The 14874-nt window shown below is 65.5% G+C and carries 11 protein-coding genes; 9 read left to right on the plus strand and 2 right to left on the minus strand.

Annotation, left to right across the window (positions count from 1 at the left end; translation table 11 throughout):
- Positions 1-2 precede the first annotated feature (2 nt).
- Positions 3-197, plus strand: coding sequence for a SlyX family protein (locus ACRARG_RS08280; protein WP_432689539.1), 195 nt, complete (start codon positions 3-5; stop codon positions 195-197).
- Between the two features lie 98 nt (positions 198-295).
- Here ACRARG_RS08280 and dnaE read toward each other — a convergent pair whose 3' ends face one another.
- Positions 296-3820 carry a DNA polymerase III subunit alpha gene (gene dnaE, locus ACRARG_RS08285; RefSeq protein WP_432689540.1) on the minus strand — a complete coding sequence of 1175 codons (3525 nt, stop codon included), beginning with the start codon at positions 3818-3820 and terminating at the stop codon, positions 296-298.
- A 98-nt stretch (positions 3821-3918) separates the two neighbouring features.
- Here dnaE and ACRARG_RS08290 point away from each other — a divergent pair, with 98 nt between their 5' ends.
- From ACRARG_RS08290 to ACRARG_RS08325, 8 genes are all read left to right on the plus strand, one after another.
- Complete coding sequence (locus ACRARG_RS08290; RefSeq protein WP_432689541.1) at positions 3919-4677, plus strand: LamB/YcsF family protein; 759 nt, start codon at positions 3919-3921, stop codon at positions 4675-4677.
- A gap of 160 nt (positions 4678-4837) precedes the next feature.
- Positions 4838-6202, plus strand: coding sequence for a xanthine dehydrogenase small subunit (xdhA, locus tag ACRARG_RS08295; RefSeq protein WP_432689542.1), 1365 nt, complete (start codon positions 4838-4840; stop codon positions 6200-6202).
- Positions 6199-8625 (plus strand): xanthine dehydrogenase molybdopterin binding subunit, encoded by a 2427-nt coding sequence (xdhB, locus tag ACRARG_RS08300; RefSeq protein ID WP_432689543.1) that lies wholly within the window; start codon positions 6199-6201, stop codon positions 8623-8625. The genes xdhA and xdhB overlap by 4 nt, the downstream gene beginning before the upstream one ends.
- A complete protein-coding gene (gene xdhC, locus ACRARG_RS08305; protein WP_432689544.1) occupies positions 8618-9547 on the plus strand; it encodes a xanthine dehydrogenase accessory protein XdhC in 930 nt (309 codons plus the stop codon). Before xdhB ends, xdhC begins: the two co-directional genes overlap by 8 nt.
- A complete protein-coding gene (locus ACRARG_RS08310) occupies positions 9544-11061 on the plus strand; it encodes an ABC transporter ATP-binding protein (protein WP_432689545.1) in 1518 nt (505 codons plus the stop codon). The genes xdhC and ACRARG_RS08310 overlap by 4 nt, the downstream gene beginning before the upstream one ends.
- 108 nt (positions 11062-11169) lie before the next feature.
- Positions 11170-12249, plus strand: a complete 1080-nt coding sequence (locus tag ACRARG_RS08315) for an ABC transporter permease (protein WP_432689546.1) — start codon at positions 11170-11172, stop codon at positions 12247-12249.
- A gap of 10 nt (positions 12250-12259) precedes the next feature.
- Positions 12260-13189, plus strand: a complete 930-nt coding sequence (locus ACRARG_RS08320; protein WP_432689547.1) for an ABC transporter permease — start codon at positions 12260-12262, stop codon at positions 13187-13189.
- Between the two features lie 61 nt (positions 13190-13250).
- On the plus strand, positions 13251-14321 hold the full coding sequence (locus ACRARG_RS08325; protein WP_432689548.1) for a BMP family ABC transporter substrate-binding protein: 1071 nt from the start codon (positions 13251-13253) through the stop codon (positions 14319-14321).
- Positions 14322-14464: 143 nt separating this feature from the next.
- Here the strand turns inward: ACRARG_RS08325 and ACRARG_RS08330 are convergent, their stop codons facing one another.
- Positions 14465-14872, minus strand: a complete 408-nt coding sequence (locus tag ACRARG_RS08330; RefSeq protein ID WP_432689549.1) for a CBS domain-containing protein — start codon at positions 14870-14872, stop codon at positions 14465-14467.
- Between the last annotated feature and the right edge of the window lie 2 nt (positions 14873-14874).

Consider the following 14874-nt stretch of genomic DNA (forward strand, 5'->3'; position numbering starts at 1 on the left):
CCATGCAGGCCCTGGAAGAACGCATCGCCCATCTGGAACGCAGCGTCGACGACCTGTCGGAGATCGTCGCCCGCCAGCAGGACGAGATCGACCTTCTGACCCGCCGCGTCCATATGTTGCTGGAACGCGAAGCGGAGCGCGAACAGGCTCAGGGCGGCGGCATATTCGTCGCCGATGAGAAGCCGCCGCACTGGTAGGGCGGTGCGGAGGGGGGCGCTGCCCCCTCTTGGCCTGCGGCCAATTCACCCCCGGAGTATTTCGGGAAAGATGAAGGGGCGGGGTGGTCCTCCGGAGCTCAGACCTCTTCGACGGACATCACTCCGGCGAGGCTTTTGATCGCGCCGCGGATCTGGGGGGTCACGGGGAATTCCGCCCCCGTCTCGATCTCCACCTCACCCGGCAGGTCCGACCCGATCAGGCAGAAGCGGATTGGTCCGGCGGCGGCGCGGGCGGCGGCGGCGGCCATGGCCTGTTGCGCGCTTTCCAGCACTTCGGCAACCGCCGGGATCGCCATCGGATCGTCCACGAAGATCCTGAGCCCGGAACCGCCTGCATCGGCCACCACCGTATCGAGCGGCGCGATGGAACGGGCCAGCAGTTTCAGCTGGTCGCTTTCCACCGTCGCCTCCACCGTCACCACCACCATGGAGCCGTTTTCGAGGTAGTCGCGGCTGGCCTCGAGCGTGTCGGAGAAGATCGTGACCTCGTAAGCGCCCGTCGTGTCCGAGAGCTGGGCAAAGGCAAACCGGTTGCCCCGCGCCGATTTGCGTTCCTGCCGGCCCGCCACGATGCCCGCCAGCTTGGCCAGCTGCGGCCCGCCCTGCGCCAGCCGTGAGACCTCGTCCAGCGTCTTGATATCCTTGCGCTTCAACGCCCCGGCGTAGTCGTCGAGCGGATGGCCGGAGAGGTAGAAGCCGATCGCCTTGAACTCCTCTGCCAGCCGTTCGGCAGGCAGCCAGTCCTGCACGGGGGCCAGGCGCGGCTCTGGCAGATCCTCGCCCGCATCACCGAAGAGCGAGACCTGGTTCGACTGCTTCTGCTCCCAGATCGCGGCGGAATACTGCACCAGCGCATCGAGGCTGTCGAAGACACGGCGGCGGTTGCCGTCCAGCACGTCGAAAGCCCCGGCGCGCGCCATCATCTCCAGTGGCCGCTTGCCGACCTTCTTCAGCTCAACCCGGCGGGCAAAATCGTAGAGATTGACGAAGGGCTTCTCCACCCCGTCGACCCTGCGCCCGTCGGTGACCAGCCGCATCGCCTCCAGCCCGACGTTCTTCAGCGCACCAAGCGCATAGACAAGCGCCCCCTCGACCACCTTAAACGACGCGTCCGAGCGGTTCACGCAGGGCGGCACGTAGGGCAGCTGCAGCGCCTTTTTCACCTCTTCGAAATAGGTGGCGAGCTTTTCCGTCAGGTGGATATCGCAGTTCATGACGCCGGCCATGAATTCCACCGGATGGTTCGCCTTCAACCAGGCGGTCTGGTAGGACACCACCGCATAGGCTGCCGCGTGAGATTTGTTGAACCCGTAGTTGGCGAATTTCTCCAGCAGGTCGAAGACCTCCGAGGCCTTCTTCTTGTCGACGCCGTTCTCCGCCGCGCCCTTCTCGAATTTCGGGCGCTCGGCGTCCATCGCCTCCTTGATCTTCTTACCCATGGCGCGGCGCAGCAGGTCGGCACCGCCGAGGGAATAGCCCGCCATCACCTGGGCAATCTGCATCACCTGTTCCTGATAGACGATGATGCCCTGCGTCTCTGCCAGGATATGGTCGATGGAGGGGTGCACGGAGGTGATCTGGCGCAGCCCGTTCTTGACCTCGCAATAGGTCGGGATGTTCTCCATCGGGCCGGGCCGGTAGAGCGCCACAAGCGCCACGATATCCTCGATACAGGTTGGCTTCATACGCTTGAGCGCATCCATCATGCCCGAGCTTTCCACCTGGAACACTGCAACCGTCTTGGCCCGGGAATAGAGGTCGTAAGTCTTTTCGTCATCCAGCGGGATCAGATTGATCTGGTTTTCCGCCCCCGGCGCGGGCTCGTAGATTTGCGTCCCATCGGCGGCGGTATGCAGATCGCGCCCGCCCGCATGGATCTGGTCGATGGCGTTCTGAATGACGGTCAGCGTCTTGAGGCCGAGGAAGTCGAACTTCACCAGCCCCGCCTGCTCCACCCATTTCATGTTGAACTGGGTGGCGGGCATGTCGGACCGCGGGTCCTGGTAGAGCGGCACCAGCCGGTCCAGCGGCCGGTCGCCGATCACCACCCCCGCCGCATGGGTAGAGGCATTCCGCAAGAGCCCCTCCACCTGCATGCCATATTGCAGCAGGCGGTCGACGACCTCCTCGTTCTTGGCCTCCTGCCGCAGGCGTTCCTCCTGCGCCAGCGCCTGTTCGATGCTGACTGGCTTCACCCCTTCGACCGGGATCATCTTGGACAGCCGGTCGACCTGGCCATAGGGCATCTGCAGAACCCGGCCGATGTCGCGCACGGCGGCCTTGGACAGCAGCGCACCGAAGGTGATGATCTGGCCGACTTTGTCGCGGCCGTATTTCTCCTGCACGTAGCGGATCGTTTCCTCCCGCCGGTCCATGCAGAAGTCGATGTCGAAGTCGGGCATCGACACACGTTCCGGGTTCAGGAACCGTTCAAACAGCAGCGAATAGCGCAGCGGATCGAGGTCGGTGATCGTCAGCGCATAGGCCACGAGCGACCCCGCGCCGGAGCCCCGCCCCGGCCCCACCGGGATATTGTTGTCCTTCGACCACTGGATGAAGTCCGCAACGATCAGGAAGTAGCCGGGAAAGCCCATCCCTTCGATGATCCCCAGTTCGAAATCCAGCCGCGCCTGATATTCTTCGGGCGTCACCGCATGCGGGATCACGGCCAGACGCGCCTGCAGGCCTTCATTGGCCATGCGACGTAGTTCCGCCACCTCGTCATCGGCGAATTTCGGCAGGATCGGGTCGCGCCGGTAGGCCATGAAGGCGCAGCGCTTTGCGATCTCGACCGTATTCTCCAGCGCCTCCGGCAGATCGGCGAACAGCGTCGCCATCTCTTCCGGCGTTTTGAAGTAATGCTGTGGCGTCAGGCGGCGGCGCGGTTCCTGCTGGTCGACATAGGCGCCTTCCGCGATGCAGATCAGCGCATCATGCGCCTCGTACATATCTGACTTGGGGAAATAGGCGTCATTGGTAGCGACCAGCGGCAGCTCCATCGCATAGGCCATCTCGACAAAGCCGCGCTCGGTCAGGCGTTCGGCCTCCGGCAGGCCCTTGTCGCCCGGATGGCGCTGCAGCTCGACATAAAGCCGGTCCGCATAGATCCCCTGAAGCCGCGTCATCAGCGCCTGCGCCGCCGGGCGCTGCCCCTGTTGCAGCAGCATCCCAACGGGGCCCAGAGCGCCGCCGGTCAGGCAGATCACACCGTCGGAGAACGCCTCAAGCTCCGCCACCGTCACCTGCGGCAGCTGCCCGCCCTTGTCGATATAGAGGCAGGAGTTCAGCCGCATGAGGTTCTCATACCCCGTCTCGTTCTGCGCCAGCAGAACGACCGGAGCGGGCAGCTTGGGCTTCTCGCCGGGCTGGGTCTCCAGATACTGGACATCGACCTGACAGCCGAGGATTGGCTGGATCCCGTCGCCGCTGGCATAGACGGAAAATTCCAGCGCTGCGAACATGTTGTTGGTATCGGTGACCGCCACGGCGGGCATGCCGGCGGCCTTGCACAGGCCCGACAGCTTCTTCAGCCGGACGGCGCCCTCCAGCAGGGAATATTCGGTATGGGTGCGGAGATGAATGAATCGGGGGGTGCTGCTCATATATCGATGCTATCGCGTCGTGGTCCCGGGAGGAACAGGTCATGACATCCTGTCCGTGACATCCTAAGACTCGCGGACCACCCGAAGAGGAGCCCACGATGACCCGCACAATCGACCTCAACGCCGATATGGGCGAAAGCTTTGGCCCCTGGACCATGGGCGACGATGCGGCGCTGCTGAAGATCATCTCCTCCGCCAATATCGCCTGTGGCTTTCACGCGGGCGACCCGCAGGTCATGATGAAGACCATGCGCATGGCCGTGGAAAACAAGGTTGGCATGGGCGCCCATCCCGGGTTCGACGACATGCAGGGCTTTGGCCGCCGCCGCCTGAAACTCTCGGGCGAGGAGCTGGGCAATCTCGTCGCCTACCAGACCGGCGCCGCACTCGGCATGGCCCGTGCGGCGGGCGGTACGCTGCGGCATATGAAACTGCACGGCGCGCTGGCCAACATGGCATCGGAGGATATCGAGATGGCCCGCACCTGCTACGCCGCCGCCCATCGTGCCGCACCGGAGCTTATCATGATGACCATCGCCGGCACCGCGCAGGAGGCCGCCGCCGAAGAGCTGGGCCTGCCCCGCGCAGGCGAAATCTTTGCCGACCGCGCCTATAATGACGATGCCACCCTTGTCGACCGCAGCCTGCCCGGCGCGGTCATTCACGACGCGGCAGAGGCCGGGCGCCGCATGGCCGAGATGCTGCGTGAAGGCGCCATCATCACCGCCAGCGGCAAGCGCATCCCGACCCGGATCGACAGCATCTGCCTGCATGGCGACACCGCCGAAGCCGTTGATATCGCCCGTGCCGTCCGCACCGCGCTGGAGGCCGACGGGCTGGCTATCGCCCCGCTCTGACGCCCGATCCGCAGGCATTTCCCCGGCGGCAACCGCCCGATAATTCAGCAGATGCTTGCCAAGACCGCCGCTTGCCGCTTTCCTAGGCGCAAGGGGACCCCCGTTCTACGCCGCATCGAACGGGACATAAGGTTGCTTGGGTAAGGCGGCGGACAATGCCATGACACTCTCCTTTCACCTGAACGGAGACCGCGTCGATCTCTCCCCCGAGGTCGACCCGACGACGACTCTGCTCGACTGGCTGCGCGAGACGCGCGGCCTCACCGGCACCAAGGAAGGCTGTAACGAAGGCGATTGCGGCGCCTGCACGGTGATGGTCACCGATGCGGGCGGCACGGCGCGGGCGCTCAATGCCTGCATCCTCTTCCTGCCGCAGCTGCACGGCAAATCCGTGCGCACGGTCGAGGGCATGGCCGCAAAGGACGGCACGCTGCATCCCGTGCAGCAAGCCATGGTCGACAAGCACGGCAGCCAGTGCGGGTTCTGCACGCCGGGCTTCATCACCTCCATGGTCACGGCCCATACACGGGGCGAGACGAATTATGACGACCTGCTTGCCGGCAATCTCTGCCGCTGCACCGGCTATGCCCCGATCCTGCGCGCCGCCGAGGCCGCAGAGGACGCCCCCGTCCCCGACTGGATCGCGGAAACCGCGCCGCAGGTCGGCCCGCTCGCCATCGCGCCGGAAACTTCGGACGAGCTGGCAACATGGTACGCCGCCCACCCCGACGCCACGCTGATCGCGGGCGCGACCGATGTGGGCCTCTGGGTCACCAAGCAGATGCGCGACCTGTCGGAGGTCGCCTTCCTGAACCGCTGCCACGACCTGAAACGGATCGAGATCGGCGAAGACAGCATCCGCATCGGCGCCGCCGTCACCATGGCAGAACTGCTGCCGGTGCTGCAGGATCACCACCCGGGCTATGCCGCCATGGTCCGCCGCTACGGGTCAGAACAGGTACGTCAGGCCGCGACCATCGGTGGCAATATCGCAAATGGCTCCCCCATCGGGGACAACCCGCCCGCGCTGATCGCGCTCGGAGCCACGCTCCACCTGCGTCACGGTGATACCCGTCGGGAGATGCCGATCGAGGATTTCTTCCTCGACTACGGCAAACAGGACCGCGCCCCCGGCGAGTTCGTGGAGGCAGTGACCATCCCCGCCCATGCCCCCGCGCTGGCCTGCTACAAACTGTCGAAACGCTTCGATCAGGATATCTCCGCCGTGCTCGGTGCCTTCAACGTCACGGTCGCTGGCGGCAAGGTCACCGCTGCGCGCATCGCCTTTGGCGGCATGGCAGGCATCCCCAAACGCGCCGCCCATGTCGAGGCCGCGCTGACCGGCAAGGACTGGACCGAAGCGACGCTTGAGGCGGTCGCCGCCGAATGGGCAAAGGATTTCCAGCCCATGTCGGACATGCGCGCCTCTGCCGATTATCGTCTGTCTGCCGCGCGCAACCTGCTCCACCGCTATTTTACAGAGAAGACGGCCCATGCGCCGAAAATCCGGGAGGTGCAGCCATGAGCGTCGGCCGCCCGCTTCCGCATGATGCCGCCGCCCTGCATGTCACCGGCGCCGCGCGCTATGTCGATGACATTCCGGCCCCCGCCGGCTGCCTCAGCCTCGCCTTCGGCCTGTCGGAGGTCGCCTGCGGCAAGCTGATCTCGCTCGACCTCGACGCGGTGCGTGCCGCGCCGGGCGTGGTCGCCGTTCTGACCGCCGCCGACCTGCCGTTTGACGCCGACGTCTCCCCCTCCAACCATGATGAGCCGCTGCTGGCCACGAAACGTGTGCATTTCGTGGGCCAGCCGCTCTTCCTCGTGATTGCCGAAAGCCACCGCGCCGCCCGCCGCGCGGCCCGGCTGGGCAAGGCCGAGATCAAGGCGGAGACGCCGATCCTCACGGTCGACGAGGCCATGGCGATGGACAGCCGGTTCGAGGACGGGCCGCGCATCTGGACCAAGGGCGACCCGGCCAAGGCCATTTCCAAGGCCAAGCATGTCATCAAGGGGTCGATGGAGGTCGGCGGGCAGGAGCATTTCTACCTCGAAGGTCAGGCCGCCCTCGCCCTGCCGCAGGATGGCGGCGACATGGTCGTCATGTCCTCCACCCAGCACCCGACGGAGATCCAGCACAAGGTCGCCCATGCCATCGGCCTGCCCATGCATGCCGTCCGGGTTGAAACCCGCCGGATGGGCGGCGGCTTTGGCGGCAAGGAAAGCCAGGGCAATGCGCTGGCCGTCTCCTGCGCGATTGCCGCGCGGCTGACGGGCAAGGCCTGCCGCATGCGCTATGACCGCGACGACGACATGGTGGTGACGGGTAAGCGGCATGACTTGCGGATCGACTACCGCGCCGGGTTCGACGAGAGCGGCCGCCTGCTGGGGATCGAATTCCTGCACCTGATGCGCTGCGGCTGGAGCCAGGACCTCTCCCTGCCCGTAGCCGACCGCGCCATGCTGCATGCCGATAATGCCTACCTGCTCCACCATGTCCGGATCGAGAGCCACCGGCTGAAGACCAACACCTGCTCCGCCACCGCCTTTCGTGGCTTTGGCGGGCCGCAGGGGATGATCGGGATCGAGCGGGTGATGGACCATGCCGCGCATGAGCTGGGCATGGACCCGCTGGAGCTGCGGCGGGTGAATTTCTATGCCGATGCGAAGGCCGGAGAGGATGCAGGGGGGCTGTCTGCCCCCCGTCGCCTGAAGGCGACTCCCCCCGAGGATATTTCCGGCAAGAAAAAGACCGGGGACATGGCCTCCCGGGGCGGGTCGGATGAGCTGGACCGGGTGGCCGTGGCTTCGGGGTCCGGACAGACCACGCCCTACGGCATGGTCGTCGAGGATTTCATCCTGAACGGGCTGGTCGCCAAGCTGGCGAAGAAAAGCGGATACGAGGCGCGGCGGGCGGCGATTGCCGACTGGAACGCCACGCAGCCCGTGCTCAAGAAAGGCATCGCCCTGACGCCGGTCAAGTTCGGCATCAGCTTCACCCTGACCCATCTGAACCAGGCGGGCGCGCTGGTGCATGTCTATCAGGACGGCTCCGTCCAGGTGAACCATGGCGGCACGGAGATGGGCCAGGGCCTCTACCAGAAGGTGGCGCAGGTCGCCGCCGAAGGCTTTGGCGTGCCGACCGGGGTAATCCGGGTGACCGCCACGGATACCGGCAAGGTGCCCAACACCTCCGCCACGGCGGCCTCCTCCGGTTCCGATCTGAACGGCATGGCGGTGAAGGCCGCCTGCGACACCATCCGGGATCGTATGGCAGGGGCTCTGGCGGGGCTCTATCAGGTCAAACCAGCCGAGGTGATCTTTGCCGAGGGCGCGGTGCAGATCGGCAATGAGACGATCAGCTTTGCCCGCGCAGCCCAGCTTTGCTACGAACGCCGGGTGAGCCTGTCGTCGACCGGGTTCTACAAGACGCCGGGCCTCGCCTGGGACCGGATCCGGGGCCAGGGCAAACCGTTTTTCTACTTCGCCCATGGCGCGGCCTGTTCGGAGGTCGTAATCGATACCCTGACCGGCGAATACCGCATCCTGCGCACCGATATCATCCACGACGTCGGCCGGTCGCTGAACCCCAGCCTTGATATCGGCCAGGTCGAGGGCGGTTTTGTGCAGGGCGCGGGCTGGCTGACAACAGAGGAGCTGGTCTGGGACGGCAAGGGCCGCCTGCGGACCCATGCGCCCTCCACCTACAAGATCCCGGCCTTTGCCGACCGGCCGCAGGTCTTCAACGTCTCGCTCTGGGATGGCGAGAACCCGGCAGAGACGATTTACCGGTCGAAAGCCGTGGGCGAGCCGCCCTTCATGCTGGGCATTTCCGTGCTGATGGCGCTGTCGGATGCCGTGGCAGCCTGCGGCACGGGCTACCCACATCTTGACGCGCCCGCGACGCCGGAACGGGTGCTGGCGGCGGTGGAGCGTGTGCGCCATGGCTGACCTCGCCCGCCTGTCCGAGATGCTGGAGCAGCACGGGCCGCTGGTGCGGGTGATCGTGGCAGAGGTCCGCGGCTCTGCCCCGCGCGAAGTGGGCGCGACGATGCTGGTCAGCCCCGCCGGGCTGGTCGACGGCACCATCGGCGGCGGCGCGCTGGAGCTGGAGGCGATCCACGCCGCGCAGGGTCTGAGCCGGTCGAAACTGGACCGCCGGGCGCTCGGGCCCGACTTCGGGCAATGCTGCGGCGGGGCGGTGACGCTGGCCTATGATCTGGTCTCCGGGATACCAGAGGCGCAGGACGGCCTGCTGATCCGCCGCATCGACGGGCCGGAGGAGATGCCGCTCTCCCTGCGCCGCCGTATGTCTGGGCTGCGGAATGGCAGCCTGCCCGCGTCGCCCGCCCTGATCGAAGGCTGGCTGGTCGAGCCGGTGACAGAACCCGCGACCGATCTCTGGATCTGGGGCGCGGGCCATGTCGGGCGCGCCCTGGTTTCCGTCCTGGCCCCGCTGCCGGATATCGCGATCACCTGGGTCGACACCGCCCCCAACAGGTTCCCGGAGACGATACCGGCAGGCGTCACCCCCCTGCCCGCCGCCAAGCCGGAGCTGCTGGTCCCCCATGCCCCGGAACAAGCCCGCCACCTGATCCTGACCTATTCGCATTCGATCGACCTCGCGCTCTGCGATGCGTTGCTGCGGCACGGCTTTGCCAGCGCGGGCCTGATCGGATCGGCCAGCAAATGGGCCCGCTTCCGCAGCCGGTTGCGCGCGGCGGGTCATTCCGATGCCCGGATCGGCAGCATTACCTGCCCCATCGGCGATCCGGCCTACGGCAAACATCCGCAGGCGATTGCCGTCAGCGTCGCCGCCGCGCTACTGAAAGACACGGCGCGCAAAGACGCCAGAAGGGACATGACAGGGTGACGGACGCACTTCTCTCCATTCGGGGCCTGACCAAGGCCTATCCCGGCGTCGTGGCCAATTCCGACGTGTCCTTCGACATTCTGCCAGGCGAGGTCCATGCCCTGCTGGGCGAGAACGGCGCCGGCAAATCCACCATGGTCAAGATGATCTACGGCCTTGTCAGCCCCGACAGCGGCGAGATGACCCTGCGCGGCCAGCCCTATGCGCCGTCGGAACCGCAGGCGGCACGGGCCGCAGGCGTCGCCATGGTCTTCCAGCATTTCTCGCTCTTCGACGCGCTGAACGTGGCCGAGAACATCGCCCTTGGCATGGCCGAGCCGCCGAAGATGGGTGAGCTGGCCGCGCGCATCAAGGAAGTGTCGGAACAATATGGCCTGCCGCTCGACCCCTGGCGGATCGTGGGCGACCTGTCGGCGGGGGAACGCCAGCGGGTGGAGATCATCCGCTGCCTGCTGCAGAACCCCAAGCTGCTGATCATGGACGAGCCGACCTCCGTGCTGACGCCGCAGGAGGTGGAGATCCTCTTCAAGACCCTGCGCAAGCTGAAAGCGGAGGGGACGTCGATCCTCTATATCTCGCACAAGCTGGAAGAGATCCGGGCGCTCTGCGACGAGGCGACGATCCTGCGGCTGGGCAAGAAGGTCGCGACCTGCACCCCCCGCGACACCACAGCCCGCGAGATGGCGGAGCTGATGGTGGGGGCGGAACTGCATGTCCCGTCGCGAGAGACCCGCGCACCGGGTCCGGTGAAACTGGCGCTGCGCGATCTGAGCGTCGCCTCCCCCGGGCAGTTCGGCACTTCGCTCAAGGGGATCACGCTGGAGGTCCGCGCGGGCGAGGTTCTGGGGCTGGCGGGCGTTGCCGGCAATGGCCAGGATGAACTTCTCGGGGCGCTGTCCGGAGAGCTGCGGTCCGACAATCCGATGGTCGTTTTCAACGGTGAGGAGATCGGCGCGGCCGGCCCCGCAGAACGTCGTCGCAAGGGCCTGCTGACGGCCCCGGAAGAACGGCTTGGCCATGCCGCGGCCCCGGATATGAGCCTGACCGAGAACGCGGCTCTGACCGGCGCGCAGCGCAAGGGGATCGAACGGAACGGGTTCCTGGACTGGGCGCGGGCGCGCGCCTTCGCGCAGGAGATCATCACGCGGTTCGACGTCCGTACGCCGGGAACGGAAAACGCGGCGCGGTCCCTGTCCGGCGGCAATTTACAGAAATTCGTAATTGGTCGCGAAGTGATGCAGGCCCCGGAAGTTCTGGTGGTCAACCAGCCGACCTGGGGGGTGGATGCCGCCGCCGCCGCCGTCATCCGTCAGGCGCTGCTCGATCTCGCGGCAGGGGGCACGGCGCTGATCGTGATTTCACAGGATCTGGATGAGCTGATGGAAGTTTCGGACATTTTCGCCGCCCTCAACGAAGGGCGTCTGAGCGATATACGTCCGGCTCAGGGGCTGACCGTTGATGAGATTGGCCTGATGATGGGCGGGTCCGGCGATATGGAGGTGGCAGATGTCTGAGTTTCTGCCCTTCTGGCGGTCTGTCTGGCAGGTGGCGGATGCCTCCGGCGGGAGTATTTTTGGAAAGATGAAGGGGGGGCGCGGGTCTGCCCTCCGGAGGACGGGCGCATGCTGAGGCTGGAAAAAAGACGGCAGCCGTCGCAGGTTTTTGCCTATCTCACGCCGCTGCTGGCGGTTCTGGCCACGATGATATTCGGCGGGTTGCTGTTTGCCGCCCTGGGCAAAGACCCCTTAGATGCGATCCGCACGATTTTCTGGGATCCCCTGTTTGGCGAGCATGCTTTTTATTACCGGCCGCAGCTGCTGGTCAAAGGCGGGCCGCTGATCCTGATTGCGATCGGGCTGAGCCTCGGGTTCCGGGCCGGCATCTGGAACATCGGCGCGGAGGGACAGTATATTCTGGGCGCGCTTGGCGGGGCGGCCGTGGCCCTGGCCTTCTATCCGCAGGCGGGCTGGTACATCTTTCCGCTGATGATCCTCGCGGGTGCGATCTGCGGGCTGGTCTGGGCATTGATCCCCGGTGTTCTGAAGGTGGCCTTTGGCACCAACGAAATCCTTGTGTCGCTGATGCTGGTCTATGTCGCAGAACAGCTGCTTGCCTCGATGTCCCTGGGATTGCTGAAGAACCCGGAGGGGTTCGGGTTTCCGGGATCGCGGAACCTTCAGCAATATCCCTCCGCCCATAATGCAGACATCATCGCCAATACAGGCCTGCACTGGGGTGTGGCCGCGGCGCTTATCGCCGTCATATTCGCCTATATCCTGCTGACGCGGCATCAGCTGGGCTATCACATCCGGCTGACCGGCGAGGCACCACGGGCCGCAAAATTCGCGGGCGTGTCACCGGCGCGACTGATCCTCTTCTGCCTCGGCACCTCCGGCGCGCTGGCCGGGCTGGCGGGCATGTTCGAAGTCGCGGGCCCCGCCGGACAGGTGAGCGTCGATTTCAACTCGGGCTACGGGTTCACCGCGATCATCGTGGCTTTCCTGGGCCGGCTGCATCCGATTGGCATCCTGCTGGCCGGGCTTCTGATGGCGCTGACCTATATCGGCGGCGAGATCACCCAGTCGTCGATGGGCCTGCCCGCCGCCGCGATCCAGGTTTTCCAGGGGATGCTGCTGTTCTTTCTTCTGGCGGTCGACGTGCTGACCAATTACCGCGTCCGATTTGGCGCCCAGACGGCCTGAGGGGACGACGATGGATTTCCTGCTTGCTAACCCTGCCCTGCTCATCGCCTCCATCATGGTGGCGGCAACGCCGATCCTGCTGGCCTCTATCGGAGAGCTGGTGACCGAACGCGCCGGCGTTCTGAACCTGGGCGTCGAAGGGATGATGATCACCGGGGCGATCTGCGGTTTTGCCGCGGCCGTGGGCACCGACAATCCGCTGGTCGGCTTTCTGGCGGCGGCGGTCGGCGGCGCCCTGCTGAGCATGCTGTTTGCTTTGCTGACACAATTCGCCCTGGCCAATCAGGTGGCCTCCGGCCTGTCGCTGACCCTCTTTGGGCTGGGCCTGTCGTCGCTGATCGGTCAGGCCTATGGCGGCAAGAGCCCGCCACGCTCCTACCGGCTGGATATCCCCGGCCTGTCGGACATGCCATTTCTGGGGCGCGCCTTCTTTCAGCATGACCTGATGGTCTATGTCTCCATCCTGCTGGTGGCGGCGGTCTGGGCCTTTCTCAAGTTCACCCGCGCCGGGCTGATCCTGCGCGCCGTGGGTGAAAACCACGATGCCGCCCATGCGCTTGGCTACAAGGTCGTGCTGATCCGCATCGGCGCGATTGCCTTCGGCGGGGCCTGCGCCGGGATGGGCGGCGCCTACCTCAGCCTCGTCCGCGTGCCGCAATGGACCGACGGCATGACCGCAGGCGCCGGCTGGATCGCGCTGGCGATTGTCGTCTTCGCCTCCTGGAAACCCTGGCGGGCCCTGCTGGGCGCCTACCTTTTTGGCGGCATCACCGTGCTGCAGCTCAACATGCAGGCGGCGGGCGTCAATGTGCCTGTCCAGCTGCTGTCGATGTCGCCCTATATCATCACCATTCTCGTTCTCGTCGTCATCTCCGCCCGCAAGGGCGGGGCTGGGGCCGCACCGGCATCGCTCGGGCGGATTTTCCATGCTACGCAGTGACGGCGACCAACAGCGCGGGCAAAAGACCCGTACCCAAGTCCAAACTCTAAGGGAGAATTCCATGAAACGCAGAACGCTACTCGCCTCCGCCGCGGCCCTGGCCCTGGCATCCGGCGCAGCCTTCGCCCAGGACGTGCCGAAGATCGGCTTTGTCTATGTCGGCCCGGTCAATGACGGCGGCTGGTCGCAGCACCATCACGAGGCCGCGATGACCATGAAGGAACATTTCGGCGACGCCATCGAACTGGTCGAACAGGCCTCCGTCCCCGAGGGCGCCGATGCCGAACGTGTGCTGACCCAAATGGCGCTTGGCGGTGCCGACCTGATCTTCACCACCTCTTTCGGCTATATGGACCCGACGATCAACGTCGCCTCCAAATTCCCGGATGTGAAGTTCGAACATGCCACCGGCTATAAGACCGCGCCCAACGTCGGCGTCTATTCCGCCCGCTTCTATGAAGGCCGTGCGATCGAGGGCTTCCTCGCCGGTCACATGTCCAAGACCGGCAAGATCGGCTATATCGGCTCCTTCCCGATCCCCGAAGTGATCCGCGGCATCAACTCCTCCTACATCCACGCCAAGAAGGTGAACCCGGACGTCGAGATCTCTGTCGTCTGGATCTCCACCTGGTTCGACCCGGCGAAAGAGGCGGATGCAACCCAGGCGCTGCTCGACCAGGGTGTCGACGTGGTTCTGGCCCATACCGATTCCACCGCGCCGCTGGCGGTGCTGAAGGAAAAGGGCGGCTACGGCTTTGGCCAGGCGGCCGACATGGCCGAATACAAGCCCGAGCCGCGCATCTCCTCCATCATCGATGAATGGGCCCCCTATTATATCGAACGCGTGCAGGCCGTCATCGACGGCACCTGGGAGAGCGACAACACCTGGGACGGCATCGGCGCCGGCATGGTTGGCATCGGCGAGATCACCGGCCCGGTCCCCGCAGAGGTGAAAGCCGAAGCCGAGAAGATGGTCGAGGATATCGCATCCGGCGCCTACCACCCCTTCACCGGCCCGCTGAAAAAGCAGGACGGCAGCGACTGGCTGGCCGAGGGCGAAGTGGCCGATGACGGCACGCTGGCCGGCATGACCTTCTATGTCGAGGGCATCACCGGCGATATTCCGCAGTAACGCTGCAATCGCGCGACGCCTTCGCGCCAAAGCACCCGTCCTGTTTCGGCCACATGGCCGGGCCGGCGGACAGGACAGGAAAAGGCCCGGCGCAAACCGGGCCTTTTTATTGGCGCCTGACCGCCTGACAGCCGATTGGCGCGTCAGGCGGCATCGGCGGCACGCGCCATCTGGCGCACCGAATCCGGGATATCGTCCAGCGACAGAACCCCGCTGACCTGCCCGCCGTCGATCACGACGAGGTGCCGAAACCCGCCGTCGAACATATGGGCACAGGCCACGTCGACCGGGGTCGAGCCACGCAGATAGATCGGTGACAGCGACATAATCCGCGACACCGGAATTGTCGCCGTATCCCTCCGGCGTTGCAGGACGACCCGGGCGATATCCTCACGCGCGACGACCCCGACAAGCCAGCCATCGACCATGACCGGCAGAGCCTTGCGCCCGACGCGTTCCATCAAAAGGCAGGCGTCGCGAACAGAGGTCTCGGGAGACAGGCTGGTTTCGGGCAAATCCCCCAGCAAGTCTGTAACTTTCAAATGTGACATCT

This window comes from Pseudooceanicola profundi (assembly GCF_050897955.1).
Classification (GTDB): Bacteria; Pseudomonadota; Alphaproteobacteria; order Rhodobacterales; family Rhodobacteraceae; genus Pseudooceanicola.

Excerpts from the sequence above, each read along its gene's own strand:
- ACRARG_RS08290 (WP_432689541.1), top strand. The coding sequence starts at position 3,919 with ATGACCCGCACAATCGACCTCAACGCCGATATGGGCGAAAGCTTTGGC.
- ACRARG_RS08315 (WP_432689546.1), top strand. The coding sequence starts at position 11,170 with ATGCTGAGGCTGGAAAAAAGACGGCAGCCGTCGCAGGTTTTTGCCTAT.
- ACRARG_RS08280 (WP_432689539.1), top strand. The coding sequence starts at position 3 with ATGCAGGCCCTGGAAGAACGCATCGCCCATCTGGAACGCAGCGTCGAC.
- xdhA (WP_432689542.1), top strand. The coding sequence starts at position 4,838 with ATGACACTCTCCTTTCACCTGAACGGAGACCGCGTCGATCTCTCCCCC.
- dnaE (WP_432689540.1), bottom strand. The coding sequence starts at position 3,820 with ATGAGCAGCACCCCCCGATTCATTCATCTCCGCACCCATACCGAATAT.
- xdhB (WP_432689543.1), top strand. The coding sequence starts at position 6,199 with ATGAGCGTCGGCCGCCCGCTTCCGCATGATGCCGCCGCCCTGCATGTC.
- ACRARG_RS08325 (WP_432689548.1), top strand. The coding sequence starts at position 13,251 with ATGAAACGCAGAACGCTACTCGCCTCCGCCGCGGCCCTGGCCCTGGCA.
- ACRARG_RS08330 (WP_432689549.1), bottom strand. The coding sequence starts at position 14,872 with ATGTCACATTTGAAAGTTACAGACTTGCTGGGGGATTTGCCCGAAACC.
- xdhC (WP_432689544.1), top strand. The coding sequence starts at position 8,618 with ATGGCTGACCTCGCCCGCCTGTCCGAGATGCTGGAGCAGCACGGGCCG.
- ACRARG_RS08320 (WP_432689547.1), top strand. The coding sequence starts at position 12,260 with ATGGATTTCCTGCTTGCTAACCCTGCCCTGCTCATCGCCTCCATCATG.